Origin of the sequence: Thiobacillus sp. (assembly GCF_018780105.1) — a bacterium.
Classification (GTDB): Bacteria; Pseudomonadota; Gammaproteobacteria; order Burkholderiales; family Thiobacillaceae; genus Thiobacillus.
On the sequence record NZ_JADMKC010000002.1, the window covers coordinates 348440 to 363668 of the forward strand.

The window sequence follows — 15229 nt, forward strand, 5'->3', positions numbered from 1 at the left end:
CTGCTTTGCGAACCATGCAAACCCTCACCGTCGACCTCGGCGACCGCTCCTACCCCATCCACATCGGTACCAGCCTGCTGGATCGGTCCGAGCTGATCCTGCCGCATCTGGCGCAAAAGCGCGTGGCGGTGGTCACCAACACCACGGTTGCGCCGCTGTATCTGGAGCGGCTGAGCGCGTCCTTGCAGGCGGCCGGTGTGGCGGTGATGCCGATCGTGCTGCCCGACGGCGAAGCCTACAAGACCTGGGAAACCCTGAACCTGATTTTCGATGCCCTGCTGGGCGCGCGCGCCGAGCGCAAGACCACCCTGATCGCGCTGGGCGGTGGCGTGATCGGCGACATGACCGGGTTTGCGGCGGCGTGTTACCAGCGCGGCATGCCGTTCATCCAGATTCCGACCACGCTGCTGTCGCAGGTCGATTCGTCGGTGGGCGGCAAGACCGGCATCAACCATCCGCTCGGCAAGAACATGATCGGCGCGTTCTATCAGCCGCAGGTGGTGCTGGCGGATACCGATACGCTGAAGACGCTGCCCGCGCGCGAAGTGTCGGCCGGCCTCGCCGAGATCATCAAATACGGCCTGATCTGGGACGTCGAATTCCTCGGCTGGCTCGAAGCCAACATGGACAAGCTGCGTGCGCTGGACGCGGCAGCGATCGCCCACGCCATCCACCGTTCGTGCGAAATCAAGGCACAGGTGGTGAGCCAGGACGAGCGCGAAGGCGGCATCCGCGCCATCCTCAACCTCGGCCACACTTTTGGCCACGCGATTGAAACCGGTATGGGCTACGGCAACTGGCTGCATGGCGAAGCCGTGGGCGCGGGTATGGTGATGGCGGCGGAGGCTTCGCGCCGCATGGGCTGGCTGAGCGACGCGGACGTCGCGCGCAGCCGTGCCCTGATCCGTGCCGCCGGCCTGCCCGACGTGGCACCCGATCTGGGCGTGGACACCTGGCTGGATTACATGGGGCACGATAAGAAGGTCGAGTCCGGCAAGCTGCGCTTTGTGCTGCTGAAACGCCTGGGCGAGGCGGTGGTGACGGGCGACATGCCGGAAGCGACCTTGCGCGCCACATTGGCGGCGTGTGTCGCCCCCACCGGTGACTGATTGCGCGGATCGGGCAGTTGCGGCCCGCCCCGGCGTGCCGCACACTGGGGCCGACTGTTTTGTCACTGAACCGATTCCACCCATGATCGAACTCGCCCCTTACGCCGCGCATTCCAGCCAGACCCGCGGACGTGCCCATGCCGAAGCGCCGGCGCATCCGCGCTCCGAATACCAGCGCGACCGCGACCGCATCATCCATTCCACCGGGTTCCGGCGGCTGGAATACAAGACCCAGGTGTTCGTCAATCATGAAGGCGACCTGTTCCGCACCCGTCTTACCCACAGCCTCGAAGTCGCGCAGATCGGCCGCACCATCGCCCGGCTGCTGGGGCTCAACGAAGACCTGGTCGAAGCCGTTGCGCTGGCGCACGACCTTGGCCATACCCCGTTTGGCCACGCCGGTCAGGATGCGCTCAACGCCTGCATGAAGGAACACGGCGGCTTCGAGCACAACCTGCAATCGCTGCGTGTGGTCGATCTGCTGGAGGAGCGTTACGCCGAGTTCGACGGTCTCAACCTCACCTTCGAGGCGCGCGAGGGCATCCTCAAACACTGTGCGCTCGGCAACGCCGAAAAGCTCGGCGCGGTGGGCGAACGCTTCCTGGCCAAAACCCAGCCCTCGCTGGAGGCGCAGATCACCAATCTGGCCGACGAAATCGCCTATAACAATCACGACGTCGACGACGGCCTGCGTTCCGGGCTCATTCAGATCGAGCAGTTGATGGAGGTGCGCCTGTTCGCCCGCCATCACGACGAAGTGAAAGCCCGCTATCCCGAACTCAATGGCCGTCGTGTCGTGACCGAGACCGTGCGCCGCATCATCAATGCGCTGATCGTCGACCTGGTGGCCACCACTCGCGCCAATATCGAAGCCAGCGCCGTCGCCAGCATTGCCGACGTGCGCGCCGCGCCGCCGCTGGCGGCGTTCAGCGAGGCGCTGCTGGACGAACACCGCGAACTGAAACGGTTTTTGCACCGCCACCTGTACCGCCATTACAAGGTCGCGCGCATGAGCGCCAAGGCGCAGCGCATCATCAGCGATCTCTATACCGCGTTCATCGGCGATGCCCGCCTGCTGCCGCCCGAACATCAGGCGCGCGAGTCGCTCGAAGGCGCGCGCGCGGTCGCCGACTACATCGCCGGCATGACCGACCGCTACGCCATGCGCGAGCACCGGCGCATTTTTGCGGTGGAAGAAATTTACAGCTGAGTCCGCGCCAGCCGTCTGGCCAACCAAACGTCCGTAACCGGCCCGCAGCGCCTGTCTGCGTATAATCGCCGCTTTCGTTTCCCCTCCGGCCTCCCCATGCGCACCCTCATTTGCGGTTCCCTCGCCTTCGACTCGATCATGGTGTTCCAGGATCATTTCAAGAACCACATCCTGCCCGACAAGATCCACATGCTGAACGTGTCGTTCCTGGTGCCCGAAATGCGCCGCGAGTACGGCGGTTGCGCCGGCAACATCGCCTACAACCTCAAGTTGCTGGGCGGCGAGCCGGTGATCATGGCGACGGTGGGCGACGATTTCGGCATCTATGCCGATCGTCTCGACCAGCAGGGCATCACGCGCGAAGCCATCCGCCAGCTGCCGGGCAGCTATACCGCGCAGGCCTTCATCACCACCGATCTGGCGGACAACCAGATCACCGCCTTTCACCCCGGCGCGATGAACTACTCGCACCAGAACGACGCGTCCAAAGTGGGCGAAATCGGCCTCGGCATCGTCTCGCCCGACGGCCGCGACGGCATGCTCAACCACTGTCGCCAGTTCCACGCAGCGGGCGTTCCCTTCGTGTTCGATCCCGGTCAGGGCATGCCGCTGTTCAGTGGCGCCGAACTGCTGGAGATGGTCGAGCTGGCGGACTACGTCACCCTCAACGATTACGAAGCCGAGCTGCTGTTGGCGCGCACCGAACTCACGGTCGAGGCGCTGGCGGCCAAGGTGAAATGCCTGGTCATCACGCGTGGCGAAGCCGGCTCGCACCTGTATGTGGATGGCCGCGTGATCGAGATTCCGGTGGTGCAGGCTGCGCAGGTGCTCGACCCCACCGGCTGTGGCGACGCCTTCCGCGCAGGTCTGCTCTACGGCATCGCGCAGGGGTTCGACTGGGAAACCAGCGGCCAGCTGGCCAGCGTGATGGGCGCCATCAAGATCGAGCACCGCGGCGGACAGAATCACCAGCCGAGCCGCGAAGCGATCGCCGCCCGTTTGCAGCAGGCTTTCGGCAAGTCGCTCTGAACTTTGCCGGCCTGACGCAGCCTATTCATCATTCCCTTCAGCCAGGAGTCGTCTTATGTTGAACCCCCGTCAAAGTTTCGCCTTCACCCTTGCCGCTGCAGCGCTGCTTGCGCTGGGCGGCTGCGCCAGCGGCACCGGCGGCAAGGACTATTCGCGCGACCAGACCCGTGCCGTGCAGGAGGTGCAGATGGCCGTGGTGGAATCGGTGCGCGAGGTGAACATCGAGGGCACTAAAACGCCAGTCGGCGCTGCTGCGGGCGCCGTGATCGGCGGCGTGGCGGGCAGCACCGTCGGCAGCGGCACCGGCAGCACCCTGGCCACGGCGGTAGGCGCGGTGCTGGGCGGTGTCGGCGGCGCGGCGGTGGAGGAAGGCGTCACCCGCCAGAAGGGCGTCGAAATCACGGTCAGGCTGGATTCAGGCCGCCTGATCGCGATCACCCAGGCCGCGGACGAAAGCTTCCGGGTGGGCGACCGGGTGCGCGTCCTGTCGGGCGGAGGCACCACCCGCGTGTCACATTGAGCGCATAAGCGCGTCATCATTCCGCAATCTGAACGTCATGCCGGATTAATACCGTCTCTCTAAGCTGGCGGCATTCCATCGATAGGAGTGCCCCATGCTCGACGTTTGCAACCCGTCGTCCGCTCAATCCGGTTCGACCCAAACCAGTTCGACTCAAACCGGCGCGACCCAATCAGCCGCGATCCAAACCAAACTGGCCGGCCGTTATCACGTGTCGCTGGCGGTCGACGATTGCGAAATCCGCGAAGCGCAGCGCCTGCGCTACCAGGTGTTCGCCGGGGAAATGGGGGCGCGCCTGACCACCGTGTTGCCGGGCCACGATATCGACCTGTACGACCCCTTCTGCGATCACCTGCTGGTGCGTGAGCTGGCCAGCGGCGAGGTGGTCGGCACCTACCGCATCCTGCCGCCCGGCGCCGCCAAGCGGATCGGCAGCTATTACTCCGAACAGGAGTTCGACTTCAGCCGTCTGCGCAATCTGCGTCCGCGCATGGCCGAGCTGGGGCGTTCCTGCGTGCATCGCGATCATCGCAGCGGCGGCGTCATCACGCGCCTGTGGCTGGGTCTGGCCGAATACATGGCGAATCACGGCTGCGAATACATCGTCGGCTGCGCCAGCGTCGGCATGGCGGATGGCGGCCACGTCGCGGCCAGCGTCTACCGCCAGCTCAGCGAAACCCACATGGCGCCACTCGAATGGCGCGCCACCCCGCGCGACCGCCTGCCGCTCGAATCGCTCGACGATGGCCGGATCGCACCGCTGCCGCCGCTGATCAAGGGCTACACCCGTTCGGGCGGCATGGTGTGCGGCGAGCCGGCGTGGGATCCGGATTTCAACACCGCCGACCTGCTGATGTTGCTGCCGATGGCGCAGCTCAACCGCAGCTATGCGCGCCGCTTCGGCGCGTGAGCCTTACGCAGGCATTCAGCGCGGCGCGTCTTACAATGACCGGGTGATCCTCGCCCACCTGCCTGCGCCGCTTCGTCGCGTCATCCGCACCAGCTTGCTGCTGCTGCACCTCGTCCTCGGGGTGACGCTGGCCGCACTGGTCTTTCCGCTGTGCCGGACGGCGCTGCGCGACCGCATCATCATGGCGTGGGCGCGGCAACTGCTGCGCGTGCTCGGCGTTCGCCTGCAGGCCGGGCCTCCGCCTGCGCTGCCGAAGGGCGCGCTGCTGGTGTGCAACCATGTGTCGTGGCTGGATATTTACCTGATCTATGCCGCCCGGCGGGTGCATTTCGTGTCGAAGGCCGAAGTGCGGAACTGGCCGGTGGCGGGCTGGCTGGCGCACAAGACCGGCACCCTGTTCATCGAACGCGGCCGTCGCGCCGACACCAAACGTATCAACGCCGAGATGCGCCTGCTGCTGCAGTCGGGCGCCTGGGTGGCGGTGTTTCCCGAAGGCACCACCAGCGACGGGCGCGGGTTGCTGCGCTTTCTGCCCTCGCTGCTGCAACCGGCGGTCGAGCTCAACTGCCCGGTGGTGCCGGCGGCCCTGCGCTATCGCAGCCTGACTGGAGAATACTGCGCGGCCCCCGCCTATATCGACGACATCAGCATGTGGCAAAGCCTGATGCAGATCGTCAGCGAGCCGGGCATCATCGCCGAACTGCAGTTCGGCGCCCCCATCGTGCCGGACGGCCACCGGCGCGAACTGGCGGCGCAGGCGGAAGCGGCTACGGCGCGGCTTTTGGGCGTCGAATCTGCGGGCACTTCACCGCGAATCCCCGGCGGTCCTCCAGCCTGATGGCGGTCAGCTGGTTGCCCCACAGGCAGCCGGTATCCAGCGCGATCAAGTCCTGCCGGTTGATCAGGCCGAGCGTCGACCAGTGGCCGATGACGAAGCAGGTGCCCGCGCTTTTGCGTCCGGGCACCTCAAACCAGGGCAGCCAGCCTGGGGGCTGCAGGCCGGGCGCGCATTTGTGTTGGAACTCGATTTCGCCTGCGGCCGAGCAGTAGCGCAGCCGGGTGAAGGTGTTGACGATGCCGCGCAGGCGTTCGATGCCGCTCAGGCTTTCGTCCCACAGGGTCGGAGTGTTGCCGTACATGCGCTCGAAGAATGCCCGGTAATCCGGGCCCTGCAGCACTGCTTCCGCTTCCTGCGCATAACGCATCGCGTCGTCCGCCGTCCAGCCCGGCAGCACGCCCGCATGCACCATCAGATAATTGCCCTCGCGCCAGGCCAGCCGCTGATGCCGCAGCCAGTGGATGAGTTCGTCGCGGTCCGGCGCCGCCAGCACCGTTTCGAGGGTGTCGCTCTTGTGGATGCGGCCATAGCCTTCGGCCAGTGCCAGCAGGTGCAGGTCGTGATTGCCCAGCACCGAAATGGCGGCATCGCCCAGCGATTTGAGCAGGCGCAGCACGCCCAGCGAATCCGGGCCGCGATTGACCAGATCGCCGACCAGCCACAGCCGGTCGGCTCGGGCGTCGAACTGGATTTTGTCCAGCAGCCGCAGCAGGGAGTCGTGGCAACCCTGAAGATCGCCAATGGCATAGGTAGACATATAAAATACGGTTTCTTAGGCGCTGTTTGGTTCGGTCCGGACGCAACATCCGGGCCCACATCATAGCGCTCCCGCCTGACCTCCACGTGACACCCCTGCGATGAAACCCCTGATCCGACTGTTTTGCAAAACCCTGCGTTTCGTGCTCACGCCCTTCATGCTGGCGTGGTTCTGGCTCACCCGTCCGAAAGGCATCGTGCGTCCTGCCGCCGCGCAGCAGGCGGTCGACGCGCGTACCCGCAATCTGGCGCTCTATCACTACGCCACCTGCCCGTTCTGCCTGAAAACCCGCCGCGAAGTGCGGCGCCTGTCGCTCAATATCGAGTTGCGTGACGCGCAGCACGACGCGGCGCATCGCGCGGCGCTGATCGCCGGCGGCGGCAAGGCGCAGGTGCCCTGCCTGCTGATCACCGACGCCGAAGGCAAGCAAACCTGGATGTACGAATCGGGCGACATCAACGCGTACCTCGCGCGCGAATTCGGCGCCGCATGAGCCTGCTTTCCGCATTGAACCCGCCGCAGCGCGAAGCGGCGAAGTACCTCGACGGCCCCTTGCTGGTGCTGGCGGGCGCCGGCTCGGGCAAAACCCGCGTCATCACCCACAAGATCGCCTACCTGATCGGCGAGTGCGGCTACAAGCCGAGCTCGATCGCCGCGATCACCTTCACCAACAAGGCTGCGCGCGAGATGGCGGATCGCGCCGCCAAGCTCACCCAGAGCGTCAACACCAAGGGTCTGATCGTCACCACGTTTCACTCGATGGGCCTGCGCATGCTGCGCGAGGACGCGAAATTCGCCGAGCTGAAGCCGGCGTTTTCCATTCTCGATTCAGCCGACGCGGCCGGCATTGTGTCGGAAATCATCAAGACCACCGACAAGCAGGAAATCCGCCGCGCGGTGAGCCGCATCTCGCTGTGGAAGAACGAACTGAAGTCGCCCGCCATCGCGCTCGCCACCGCCGAAGACGACAACGCGCGGGTCTACGCCAAGATTTACGACCGCTACGATGCGACTCTGCGCGCCTATCAGGCGGTCGATTTCGACGACCTGATCCGCCTGCCTGCCGAGCTGCTCGATACCCACGCCGAGCTGCGCGAAAAATGGCAGAACCGCCTGCGCCACATCCTGGTCGACGAGTACCAGGACACCAACGTCGCGCAATACCGCCTGCTGCAAAAGCTCACCGGGGTGCGCGCGGCGTTCACCGCGGTGGGCGACGACGACCAGGCCATTTATGGCTGGCGCGGCGCGTCGGCCGACAACCTGAAGCAGCTGCGCGAGGATTACCCGCATCTGCATCTGGTCAAGCTGGAACAGAACTACCGCTCGACCGTGCGCATCCTGAAAGCCGCCAACAGCTTGATTTCCAATAATCCCAAGCTGTTCGAAAAGCGCTTGTGGAGCGACCTCGGCCACGGCGACGCGATCCAGATCATGCCGACCAAGGACGACGAGCACGAAGCCGAATCGGTGGTGATGCGGCTGCTGTCGCACAAATTCCAGCACCGCACCGAGTGGCGCGACTACGCCATCCTGTATCGCGGCAACTACCAGGCGCGCGTGTTCGAGCAGGCGCTGCGCAACGAGAAAGTGCCGTACCAGTTGTCCGGCGGGCAGTCGTTCTTCGACCGCACCGAGATCAAGGACGTGATCGCCTACCTGCGCCTGATCGCCAACAGCGACGACGATCCGGCCTTCATCCGCGCCGTCACCACGCCCAAGCGCGGCATCGGCACGGCGACGCTGGAGAAGCTCGGCCAGGTCGCCGCCACCTTGCACGTCAGCCTGTTCGAGGCCGTGTTCTCGGCGGCTGCCGCGGCGCAGATCGGCGAGCGCCATCTGGCGCCGCTGGTCGAGTTCTGCCAGTTCATCAACCGCATCGAGGAACGCGCCGCCCGCGAACCGGCCGGCGAAGTGCTGAACGACCTGCTGAAGTTCATCGACTACGAGGTCTACATCTTCGACCAGGACGATACCCGCGTCGCGCAAGGCAAATGGAACAACGTGCTGGAGTTCGCCGCCTGGTTCGCCAAGAAAGGCGAGGAAGACGACAAGAACCTGCTGCAGCTGACGCAAACCATCGCGCTCATCACCCTGCTCGAAGGCCGCGAAGAAGAAGCCCCCGACGCCGTGCGCTTGTCCACCCTGCACGCTGCCAAAGGCCTGGAATTCGGCCACGTTTTCCTGGTCGGCATCGAAGAAAACATCCTGCCGCACCGCGACGCGGTCGATGAAGGGCGGCTGGAAGAAGAACGCCGGCTGATGTATGTCGGCGTCACCCGCGCAAAAAGGTCGCTCACGCTGTCCTATTGTTCGCGCCGCAAACGCGCGCGCGAATCCGTCGCCTGTGACCCGTCACGCTTTATCGAGGAAATGGGCGACGACGTGCGGATGCCGGAGAAGCCCACCACGGCCGATGCCAAGGCCAGCGGCAGCGATCGGCTGGCGGCGTTGAAGGCGATGCTGGGGTAAACCCGGAGTCCCATGAACGACGGGGGGCGACAGTCCGGTTGTCAGTCAACGCAGCCGGTTGGAAGCATCTAGAGAACCAGGGGTCATTCAAAGCGTCGCCTGACTGTTAACTTGCTCCATGCTATTCCAGCCGCGAATAATCGAGCAGAGGTTGTTCAATTGTTCCTCAAGATCAAGAACATTGCTCATATTGTCACGAGTCATATGAGGGACTAATTGCTCAGCCAATAGAGGCTTCTTCGACAAGTAGCGCTTACCCGCACCATCTAAAAGCGTATCGAGATAATCAAAGAAGTTTTGGTATTGGTCTACTTGATCGACTTGGTTTGATGTGTTCAATAAATTAGCCACCGCTTCAGCAGGAATGTAATTTTCAACCTCTTTCCCATGTGTCACCCATGGCATCCCACCCATTGCTTGAACCTCATCAATTACACGGTGCTTGGTGTCATTGAGCACAGCCTCAGAGTCTCGTTTATCGCTATCCATCAAGACGACGGCATTTCTGTTCACACGTAAAATTGATACCGCTTCTTCGACAGTGTCTGGGTCTTCACTCGACAGGTGAGAAAGAAGTCTGCCACCATAAAAAACACACTGATAGTGAGTTCCCTCCACAAGTGAGTCATCAGTCCAAAGGCTGATCCAACGGTTTAAGTAAATCCTGTCGGATGGTCCCTCTACCCAAATGATTCCATTCGATTGAAGTAAATCGCTGGCCCGTACGTCTAGGTCATCGAGAATGCCTTTGTTGTCGATGTAAGTCGTGACCGTTCTTACGGTAGCCTCCCTCCCGTCATGCGTCACGTGCAGGATTTGAGCGTTTTCGTCCTTGCTGAAAAGATCAATCGCAACGTTTGAGTGCGTCGTCAGGAAGAACGTACAGCCGTGGTCCAAGCCTTTCTTCCTCAAATAAGTCAGAAGTCGGCGCAATAGTGAGGGATGCAGATTGTTTTCCAGTTCCTCGAATGCGAAAACGAAATTCGACAAGTCTTTTTTGGCAACGGCTGGCAGCAAATGGATATTTGCAAGGACTAGGATGATCGTTTTTAGGCCGCTGCCTGACTGAGAAAGCGGAATCCGGCCTTTGTGGTCTTCTTCCAAATAGATTTCCCATCTTCCATCCTGAAGTTGCTGACAGACAATATCCTTGAAGTGCGCATCAGGGCCGAAAATGTCATTTAGGTCTCTCAGCATCGTCCGTTCGACCAGTTCGCTTGGAAGCTCGGCTTTGTTGATGAAACTTTGAATTACGTGTGTACCACCTCGGCCATCACCATGGATTGCCAAATTCAAATTCAGTTCTGGTTGGCCTGAAATGCTAGATGATTCTGGCATTAAGTTGCGCTCGGCGAATATGCGTCGAAATTCTTTACCAACGAGCGGGGTTTTAAGACGTGCAGCAAGTTGTTGCTGATATCCAGCTTTAGATTTTTCGTGCTTAACGCGATCAAATGGATATTTTCCATCTGGATTAGGGCCAAGCGTCACGAATCGCTGATCCTGCGGCGCATTAAGTTTCCAAGCCAAAAGTGAGCCGATAAGCGTAACGCCAAAGCCGTAGTGGCTTTGCCCAGGTATTTCACCTCCACTCGTGTTTTCTGGGAAAACGGGTTTGACATGCTCATCTAATAGGCTGGAAGTGCAGTGAAACTCGGGTTGGCGTTGCGCATGCCACTTACTTTCAGGAACCTTGATCTTTTCCATAGTGGCGTACTCGATCATGTCCAGGAGGGAAGACTTTCCAGAGTTGTTCCGTCCGATGATCAAATTCATCGGCGTGATGGCATCGAAACCTTGCGGGCTCTCGCCAAAGCACTTGAAGTTTTTGGCCTTAATTGAAAAGTCAGAAAATTCCGCCATCTTGAACTTGGTATCCCCGATTGAACTGTGCCCAGTTTACTCGATGCTTTTGATCATCAAGTTTGTGCGTCCAATTTGGCAGAGGAGCGGCCTGTAGCAGCGCTCAGGCCGCATTATTTATGGGTTCAAAGGAATTGCGGTGAAGCCCTTCGCGGAGCGCAGCCATTTCTGATCCACGACACTAGCGCGGCTTCACCCGCGCGCCATCACTGAGCAGATCGTCCGGGTGACTGACCACCTCGGCACCGGCCGCCAGTCCGGACACCACCTGTGTCGCCAGCCCGGCTCGCTGGCCCGTCTCGATCAGGGTCAGGCGGGCGCGGCCACCTTTCACCGCGAATACGGCCCAGCCGTCGCCGTGACGGAACAGTGCACTGGTCGGCAGTTGCAACACGTCCTGGCCTTCCCACAACACAAAACGCGCTTCCACCCGAAAGCCGTCGCCCAGTCGCTGCCAGGCTTCGCGCGGTGAAACGAAGTCGACGATGACATGCACGCGCTGCTCTTCGACACCGAGCGCGGAAATCTTGGTGAAGCCGCTGGGCTCCACCACGCGCACGCTGCCTTGCACCGGCTGGTCGCCGCCCCAGCGATCCAGAATCACTTTCGATCCGGGGGCGATTTTCACTGCGTGGGTGGACAGCACGTCCACTTCGACTTCCAGGGTTGCGGGGTTGCCGATCTCGAGCAGCGGCTGGCCAGCGCTGACTGCGCCCTCGCTTTCGTGCTGCAGCTTGAGTACGCGCGCGGCCACCGGTGCGCGCACCTGCAGGGCTTCGGTTGCTCCGCCGCTCTGCAGATCGGTGGTGTTGATGACGGCTGCGCGTGCCGTTTCCAGTTGATAGCGCGCCACCTTGACTGCATGCGTCGCGGCCTGCTGCGCGGCCTGGGCACGGGCTTCTGTGCTGCGTGCCGTGTCGAGTGCCTGCGCCGAGAGAAAATTCGATTGCCGCAGGGATTCGGTGCGGACGCGTTGCTGCTGGGCCAGCTGCGCGTCGGCTGTCGCGGCACGGGCGTTTTCCTGGGCGACGGCGAGGGCGGCCTCGGCGGCGCTCACTTGCGCCTGCGCCTGCGCGCGCGTGCGCGGATCGAGCGCGACGGCGCGGGCGGGTTCGATGATCGCCAGCACCTGCCCGGCCGCGACGGCGTCGCCCGCTTTGAGGTCGATGCGGCGTACGTAGCCGGCCACCGGCGCCGACACCAGATAACGCTCTCTGACGCGGGTCTTGCCTTCTTCTTCCACCGTCACCGTGAGCGGCGCGCGTGCCACCGTGGCGATGTCCACCGGCAACGCGCGCGGCATGAAGCCCAGCACGAGTCCGGCTGCGACCAGCGCCGCAGTGGCCAGCATTCCGATTTTTGCGCGTAGTTGCATGGTGTGTCGTTTGCCTTATTCGCGTGTTTTGAGTACCGCTACCAGATCCAGCCGGCCGAGCCGAAACCACAGCAGCAGGCCAGACAGCAGCGCGGAAACGATGACGACGCTCGCGCCCATGGCGTAGTTTTCCGGGGTCAGGATCAGCGGCAGCCGGTAAAGCTCGCTCCTGAAAGCGATTACCAGGATGCCGACCAGCCCGACGCCGACCAGGAAGCCGACCGGGATCGCCGCCAAAGTCAGCAGCGCCAACTCTCCCAGCAGAATATAGGCGATCTCGCCGCGGGTGAAGCCCAGCACGCGCAGGCTGGCGAGCTCGCGCCCGCGTTCGGACAGGGCGATGCGCGCGCTGTTGTAGACCACGCCAAAACCGATGGCGCCGGCGAGCACGGTGGCGACCAGGTTGTAAAACAGGATGAACTCGCCGATGGTGGCGTAAAAGCTCTGGATCGCCGCGACGTTGGCGACCATGCCGAGCACGCGCGGGCGTTCGTGCAGGCGGGCGTAGAGTGCCGCTTCGGTGCCCGGCTTCACCGCCAGATAGGCGCCGGACACCGTGCCGCCCTCGCGCATCAGGGCATTCAGCGAATCCTGCTGCATGTAGGCCGACACTCCCAGATACTGTTGGGTGATGCCCAGCACCGGCACCTGCAGCAGCGGGCGGCGGCCTTCCAGCACTTCCACCGTCAGCATGTCGCCGGGTTTGACGTGCAGGATCCGGTTGGCCAGGTGATCGGTCAGCACCACGCCGCCGGGCTTCAGCGCGACGGGTTTCAGCTGGGCGTCGAGCGAGCGGTGCAACTGGCCTTGCGGCTGGATGCCAAACAGCGCCGCCCGGTAATGGTAGTGCCCGAAACGCAGGATCGCCGGCACGTCGCGAAAGCCTTCCACGAAATCGACGCCCGGCAGCGCGGCCAGCTCGTGCAGCGCGCGGCCGGAGGTGGGCTCGATAAAGGTGAGCCCGAGGTCCTCGCGCGAAGCCTGGCGAAACTGCACGTCGACCATGAAGTCGATCGCGCCCTTCTGGTAATTGCCCACCATCATCAGCCCGCAGGCACAGGCGATGCCGAGCACCGTCAGCAGCGACTTCAGCGGGCGCCGTTCGATGTGGCGCAGGATCATGCGCGTCGGCGCGGAAAACCAGCGCTGCAGGCCGATGCGCTCGATCAGCGTGGTGCGGTAGGTCTCCGGCATGTCCGGGCGCATGCCCTCGGCCGGTGGCAAGCGCACCGCGCGGGCGACGGACAGCAGCGTGCCGCTGACCGCCGCCAGGCTGCTGACCGCCAGCGCAATCAGGATGATGCCGGCACTGAGGCGAAAATCGAGGTAGGGAAAACGGAACGTCGTTTCGGTGTAGACATGGGACAGCCCCTGGCCGAACCAGGTGCCGAGCGCAATCCCGGCCGCCACGCCCAGCAGCACCATCAGCAGCACCAGCTTGACGTAATGCACGCCGATCGCCAGATAGCTGTAGCCAAAGGCCTTGAGAGTGGCGATTTGCTCGCGCTGCAGCGCAATCAGCCGGCTCAGCACCACGTTGAGCAGAAACGCGGCGACGCCGAGAAAGATGGCGGGAAACACCGTCGCCATGGTTCGCAGCTGCTTCAATTCCTCGGTCAGAAAGCGGTTGGAGAACTGGTCGCGGCGTCCATACGCGCCGGTGCCGCCGTAGGGGGCGAGGATGGCATCCACCCGGTCGATCACATCCTGTTCGTGCGCATCGCGCGCCAGCGTCAGACTGACCTGGTTGAAGCCGCCCTTCATGTCGTAGGCAGCGGCGAGCGCGTTGCGCCCCATCCACAACACCCCGTAGCGCTTGAAATCGGGAAACATGGCGCCGGGCGCGATCTGGTAGACATATTCGGGCGACACCGCGACGCCCACCACCGTGAGCGTTTTGCGCTTGCCGTTGATGATCGCGGCCAGCGTATCGCCCGGCTGGAAGCGATGCGCATCGGCGAAGGTGTCAGACAGCACCACCTCGTCCGTGCTCCACGGCTGCACCAAGCGCCCGCGCTTGAGGTGCAGCGCATTGAGCTGCGGCGCACCGACATCCGGCAGCGACAGCAGCAGGCCGGTGATGGGGTCGCTGAACCCGGCCACTTCGAGCTTCACCCCGGCCCGCACCCGCGTTTCCAGGCGCTCCACCCCGGGCAGCGCGGCCAGCCGTTCGGCCACGGGATCGGGCGCGCGCTTGAGGCTGGCGAACACCTCAGCAAAGCGGTATTCGCTGTAGAAACGATCGCGCGTGGTGACCAGCGAATCGTAGGTGGAGAGCGACATCACCATGGTGGCGACGCCGCCCATGATCACTGCCGCGATCGCCAGCACCTGGCCGCGCAGATGCCACAGATCCCGGAACAGTTTGCGGTCGAGGGCGCGCATGGTTGGGCTGAAAGGTTTACCAGGACAGCTCGCGTGCTGCCTTCTTCGTGGGGTTGCTCTGTATCTCGGCGATCTGGCCGTCGGACAGCCGGATCACGCGGTCGGCCATGGCGGCAATACCGGCGTTGTGGGTGATCAGCACGGTCAGCGTACCGAGTTCGCGGTTCACCTTTTCCAGCACTTCGAGCACCACTACGCCGGTGGCGGAATCGAGCGCGCCGGTGGGTTCGTCGCACAGCAGCACCGCCGGATTCTTGGCGACCGCGCGGGCGATCGCTACCCGTTGCTGCTCGCCGCCGGACAGCTGCGCCGGAAAATGGTCGAGCCGGTTGCCCAGCCCAACCAGTGCCAGCGCGTCTTCGGGGCGCATCGGCGCGGCCGAAATCTCGGTCACCGCGGCGACGTTTTCGCGCGCGGTGAGGCTGGGAATCAGGTTGTAGAACTGGAACACGAAGCCGACATGTTCGCGCCGGAAGCGGGTGAGCTCGGATTCAGACGCGCCGGTGAGCTTGTGGTCGAGGTAGTAGACTTCGCCGCCACTGGGGGCGTCGAGCCCGCCCAGAATGTTGAGCAGGGTGGACTTGCCGCTGCCCGAGGGGCCGAGCAGCACCACCAGTTCGCCACGATTGAGGGTGAGGTCGATGCCGCGCAGCGCATGCACCTCGACCTCGCCCATGCGGTAGATCTTGGTGAGGCCGTGGGCGACAAAAACAGCGGTGTTTGAAGGTTCCGGGGGCATGCGTTTCATGATGCCATGGCCG

Annotated in this window: 13 protein-coding genes; 8 read left to right on the top strand and 5 right to left on the bottom strand. The window is 63.3% G+C overall.

Annotation, left to right across the window (positions count from 1 at the left end; genetic code table 11):
- The first annotated feature begins 14 nt into the window (after nt 1-14).
- From aroB to IV098_RS02145, 6 genes are all read left to right on the top strand, one after another.
- Nucleotides 15-1109, top strand: a complete 1095-nt coding sequence (gene aroB, locus IV098_RS02120; protein WP_296885972.1) for a 3-dehydroquinate synthase — start codon at nt 15-17, stop codon at nt 1107-1109.
- Nucleotides 1110-1191: 82 nt separating this feature from the next.
- Nucleotides 1192-2319 (top strand): deoxyguanosinetriphosphate triphosphohydrolase, encoded by a 1128-nt coding sequence (locus IV098_RS02125; RefSeq protein WP_296885974.1) that lies wholly within the window; start codon nt 1192-1194, stop codon nt 2317-2319.
- Between the two features lie 96 nt (nt 2320-2415).
- Nucleotides 2416-3348, top strand: coding sequence for a carbohydrate kinase family protein (locus IV098_RS02130; protein ID WP_296885976.1), 933 nt, complete (start codon nt 2416-2418; stop codon nt 3346-3348).
- A 55-nt stretch (nt 3349-3403) separates the two neighbouring features.
- A complete protein-coding gene (locus IV098_RS02135) occupies nt 3404-3868 on the top strand; it encodes a glycine zipper 2TM domain-containing protein (RefSeq protein ID WP_296885978.1) in 465 nt (154 codons plus the stop codon).
- A gap of 94 nt (nt 3869-3962) precedes the next feature.
- Nucleotides 3963-4778, top strand: coding sequence for a GNAT family N-acetyltransferase (locus IV098_RS02140; RefSeq protein ID WP_296885980.1), 816 nt, complete (start codon nt 3963-3965; stop codon nt 4776-4778).
- Nucleotides 4756-5616 (top strand): 1-acyl-sn-glycerol-3-phosphate acyltransferase, encoded by an 861-nt coding sequence (locus tag IV098_RS02145; protein ID WP_296885981.1) that lies wholly within the window; start codon nt 4756-4758, stop codon nt 5614-5616. The genes IV098_RS02140 and IV098_RS02145 overlap by 23 nt, the downstream gene beginning before the upstream one ends.
- On the opposite strand, the gene IV098_RS02150 is transcribed toward IV098_RS02145, so the two are convergent.
- The gene (locus tag IV098_RS02150; RefSeq protein WP_296885984.1) at nt 5546-6373 is read right to left on the bottom strand and encodes a symmetrical bis(5'-nucleosyl)-tetraphosphatase; all 828 of its coding nucleotides are present in this window, start codon (nt 6371-6373) and stop codon (nt 5546-5548) included. The genes IV098_RS02145 and IV098_RS02150 overlap by 71 nt on opposite strands.
- Nucleotides 6374-6473: 100 nt before the next feature.
- Here IV098_RS02150 and IV098_RS02155 point away from each other — a divergent pair, with 100 nt between their 5' ends.
- Nucleotides 6474-6866 (top strand): glutaredoxin, encoded by a 393-nt coding sequence (locus IV098_RS02155; protein ID WP_296885985.1) that lies wholly within the window; start codon nt 6474-6476, stop codon nt 6864-6866.
- Nucleotides 6863-8845, top strand: a complete 1983-nt coding sequence (locus tag IV098_RS02160) for a UvrD-helicase domain-containing protein (protein WP_296885987.1) — start codon at nt 6863-6865, stop codon at nt 8843-8845. The genes IV098_RS02155 and IV098_RS02160 overlap by 4 nt, the downstream gene beginning before the upstream one ends.
- An 87-nt stretch (nt 8846-8932) precedes the next feature.
- Here IV098_RS02160 and IV098_RS02165 read toward each other — a convergent pair whose 3' ends face one another.
- The 4 genes from IV098_RS02165 to IV098_RS02180 form a co-directional block, all read right to left on the bottom strand.
- Complete coding sequence (locus IV098_RS02165) at nt 8933-10708, bottom strand: AAA family ATPase (protein ID WP_296885989.1); 1776 nt, start codon at nt 10706-10708, stop codon at nt 8933-8935.
- 181 nt (nt 10709-10889) lie between these two features.
- Nucleotides 10890-12083 carry an HlyD family efflux transporter periplasmic adaptor subunit gene (locus IV098_RS02170; protein WP_296885991.1) on the bottom strand — a complete coding sequence of 398 codons (1194 nt, stop codon included), beginning with the start codon at nt 12081-12083 and terminating at the stop codon, nt 10890-10892.
- A gap of 15 nt (nt 12084-12098) precedes the next feature.
- Nucleotides 12099-14468, bottom strand: a complete 2370-nt coding sequence (locus IV098_RS02175) for an ABC transporter permease (RefSeq protein WP_296885993.1) — start codon at nt 14466-14468, stop codon at nt 12099-12101.
- A 16-nt stretch (nt 14469-14484) separates the two neighbouring features.
- The gene (locus IV098_RS02180) at nt 14485-15207 is read right to left on the bottom strand and encodes an ABC transporter ATP-binding protein (RefSeq protein WP_367114168.1); all 723 of its coding nucleotides are present in this window, start codon (nt 15205-15207) and stop codon (nt 14485-14487) included.
- Nucleotides 15208-15229: the final 22 nt, after the last annotated feature.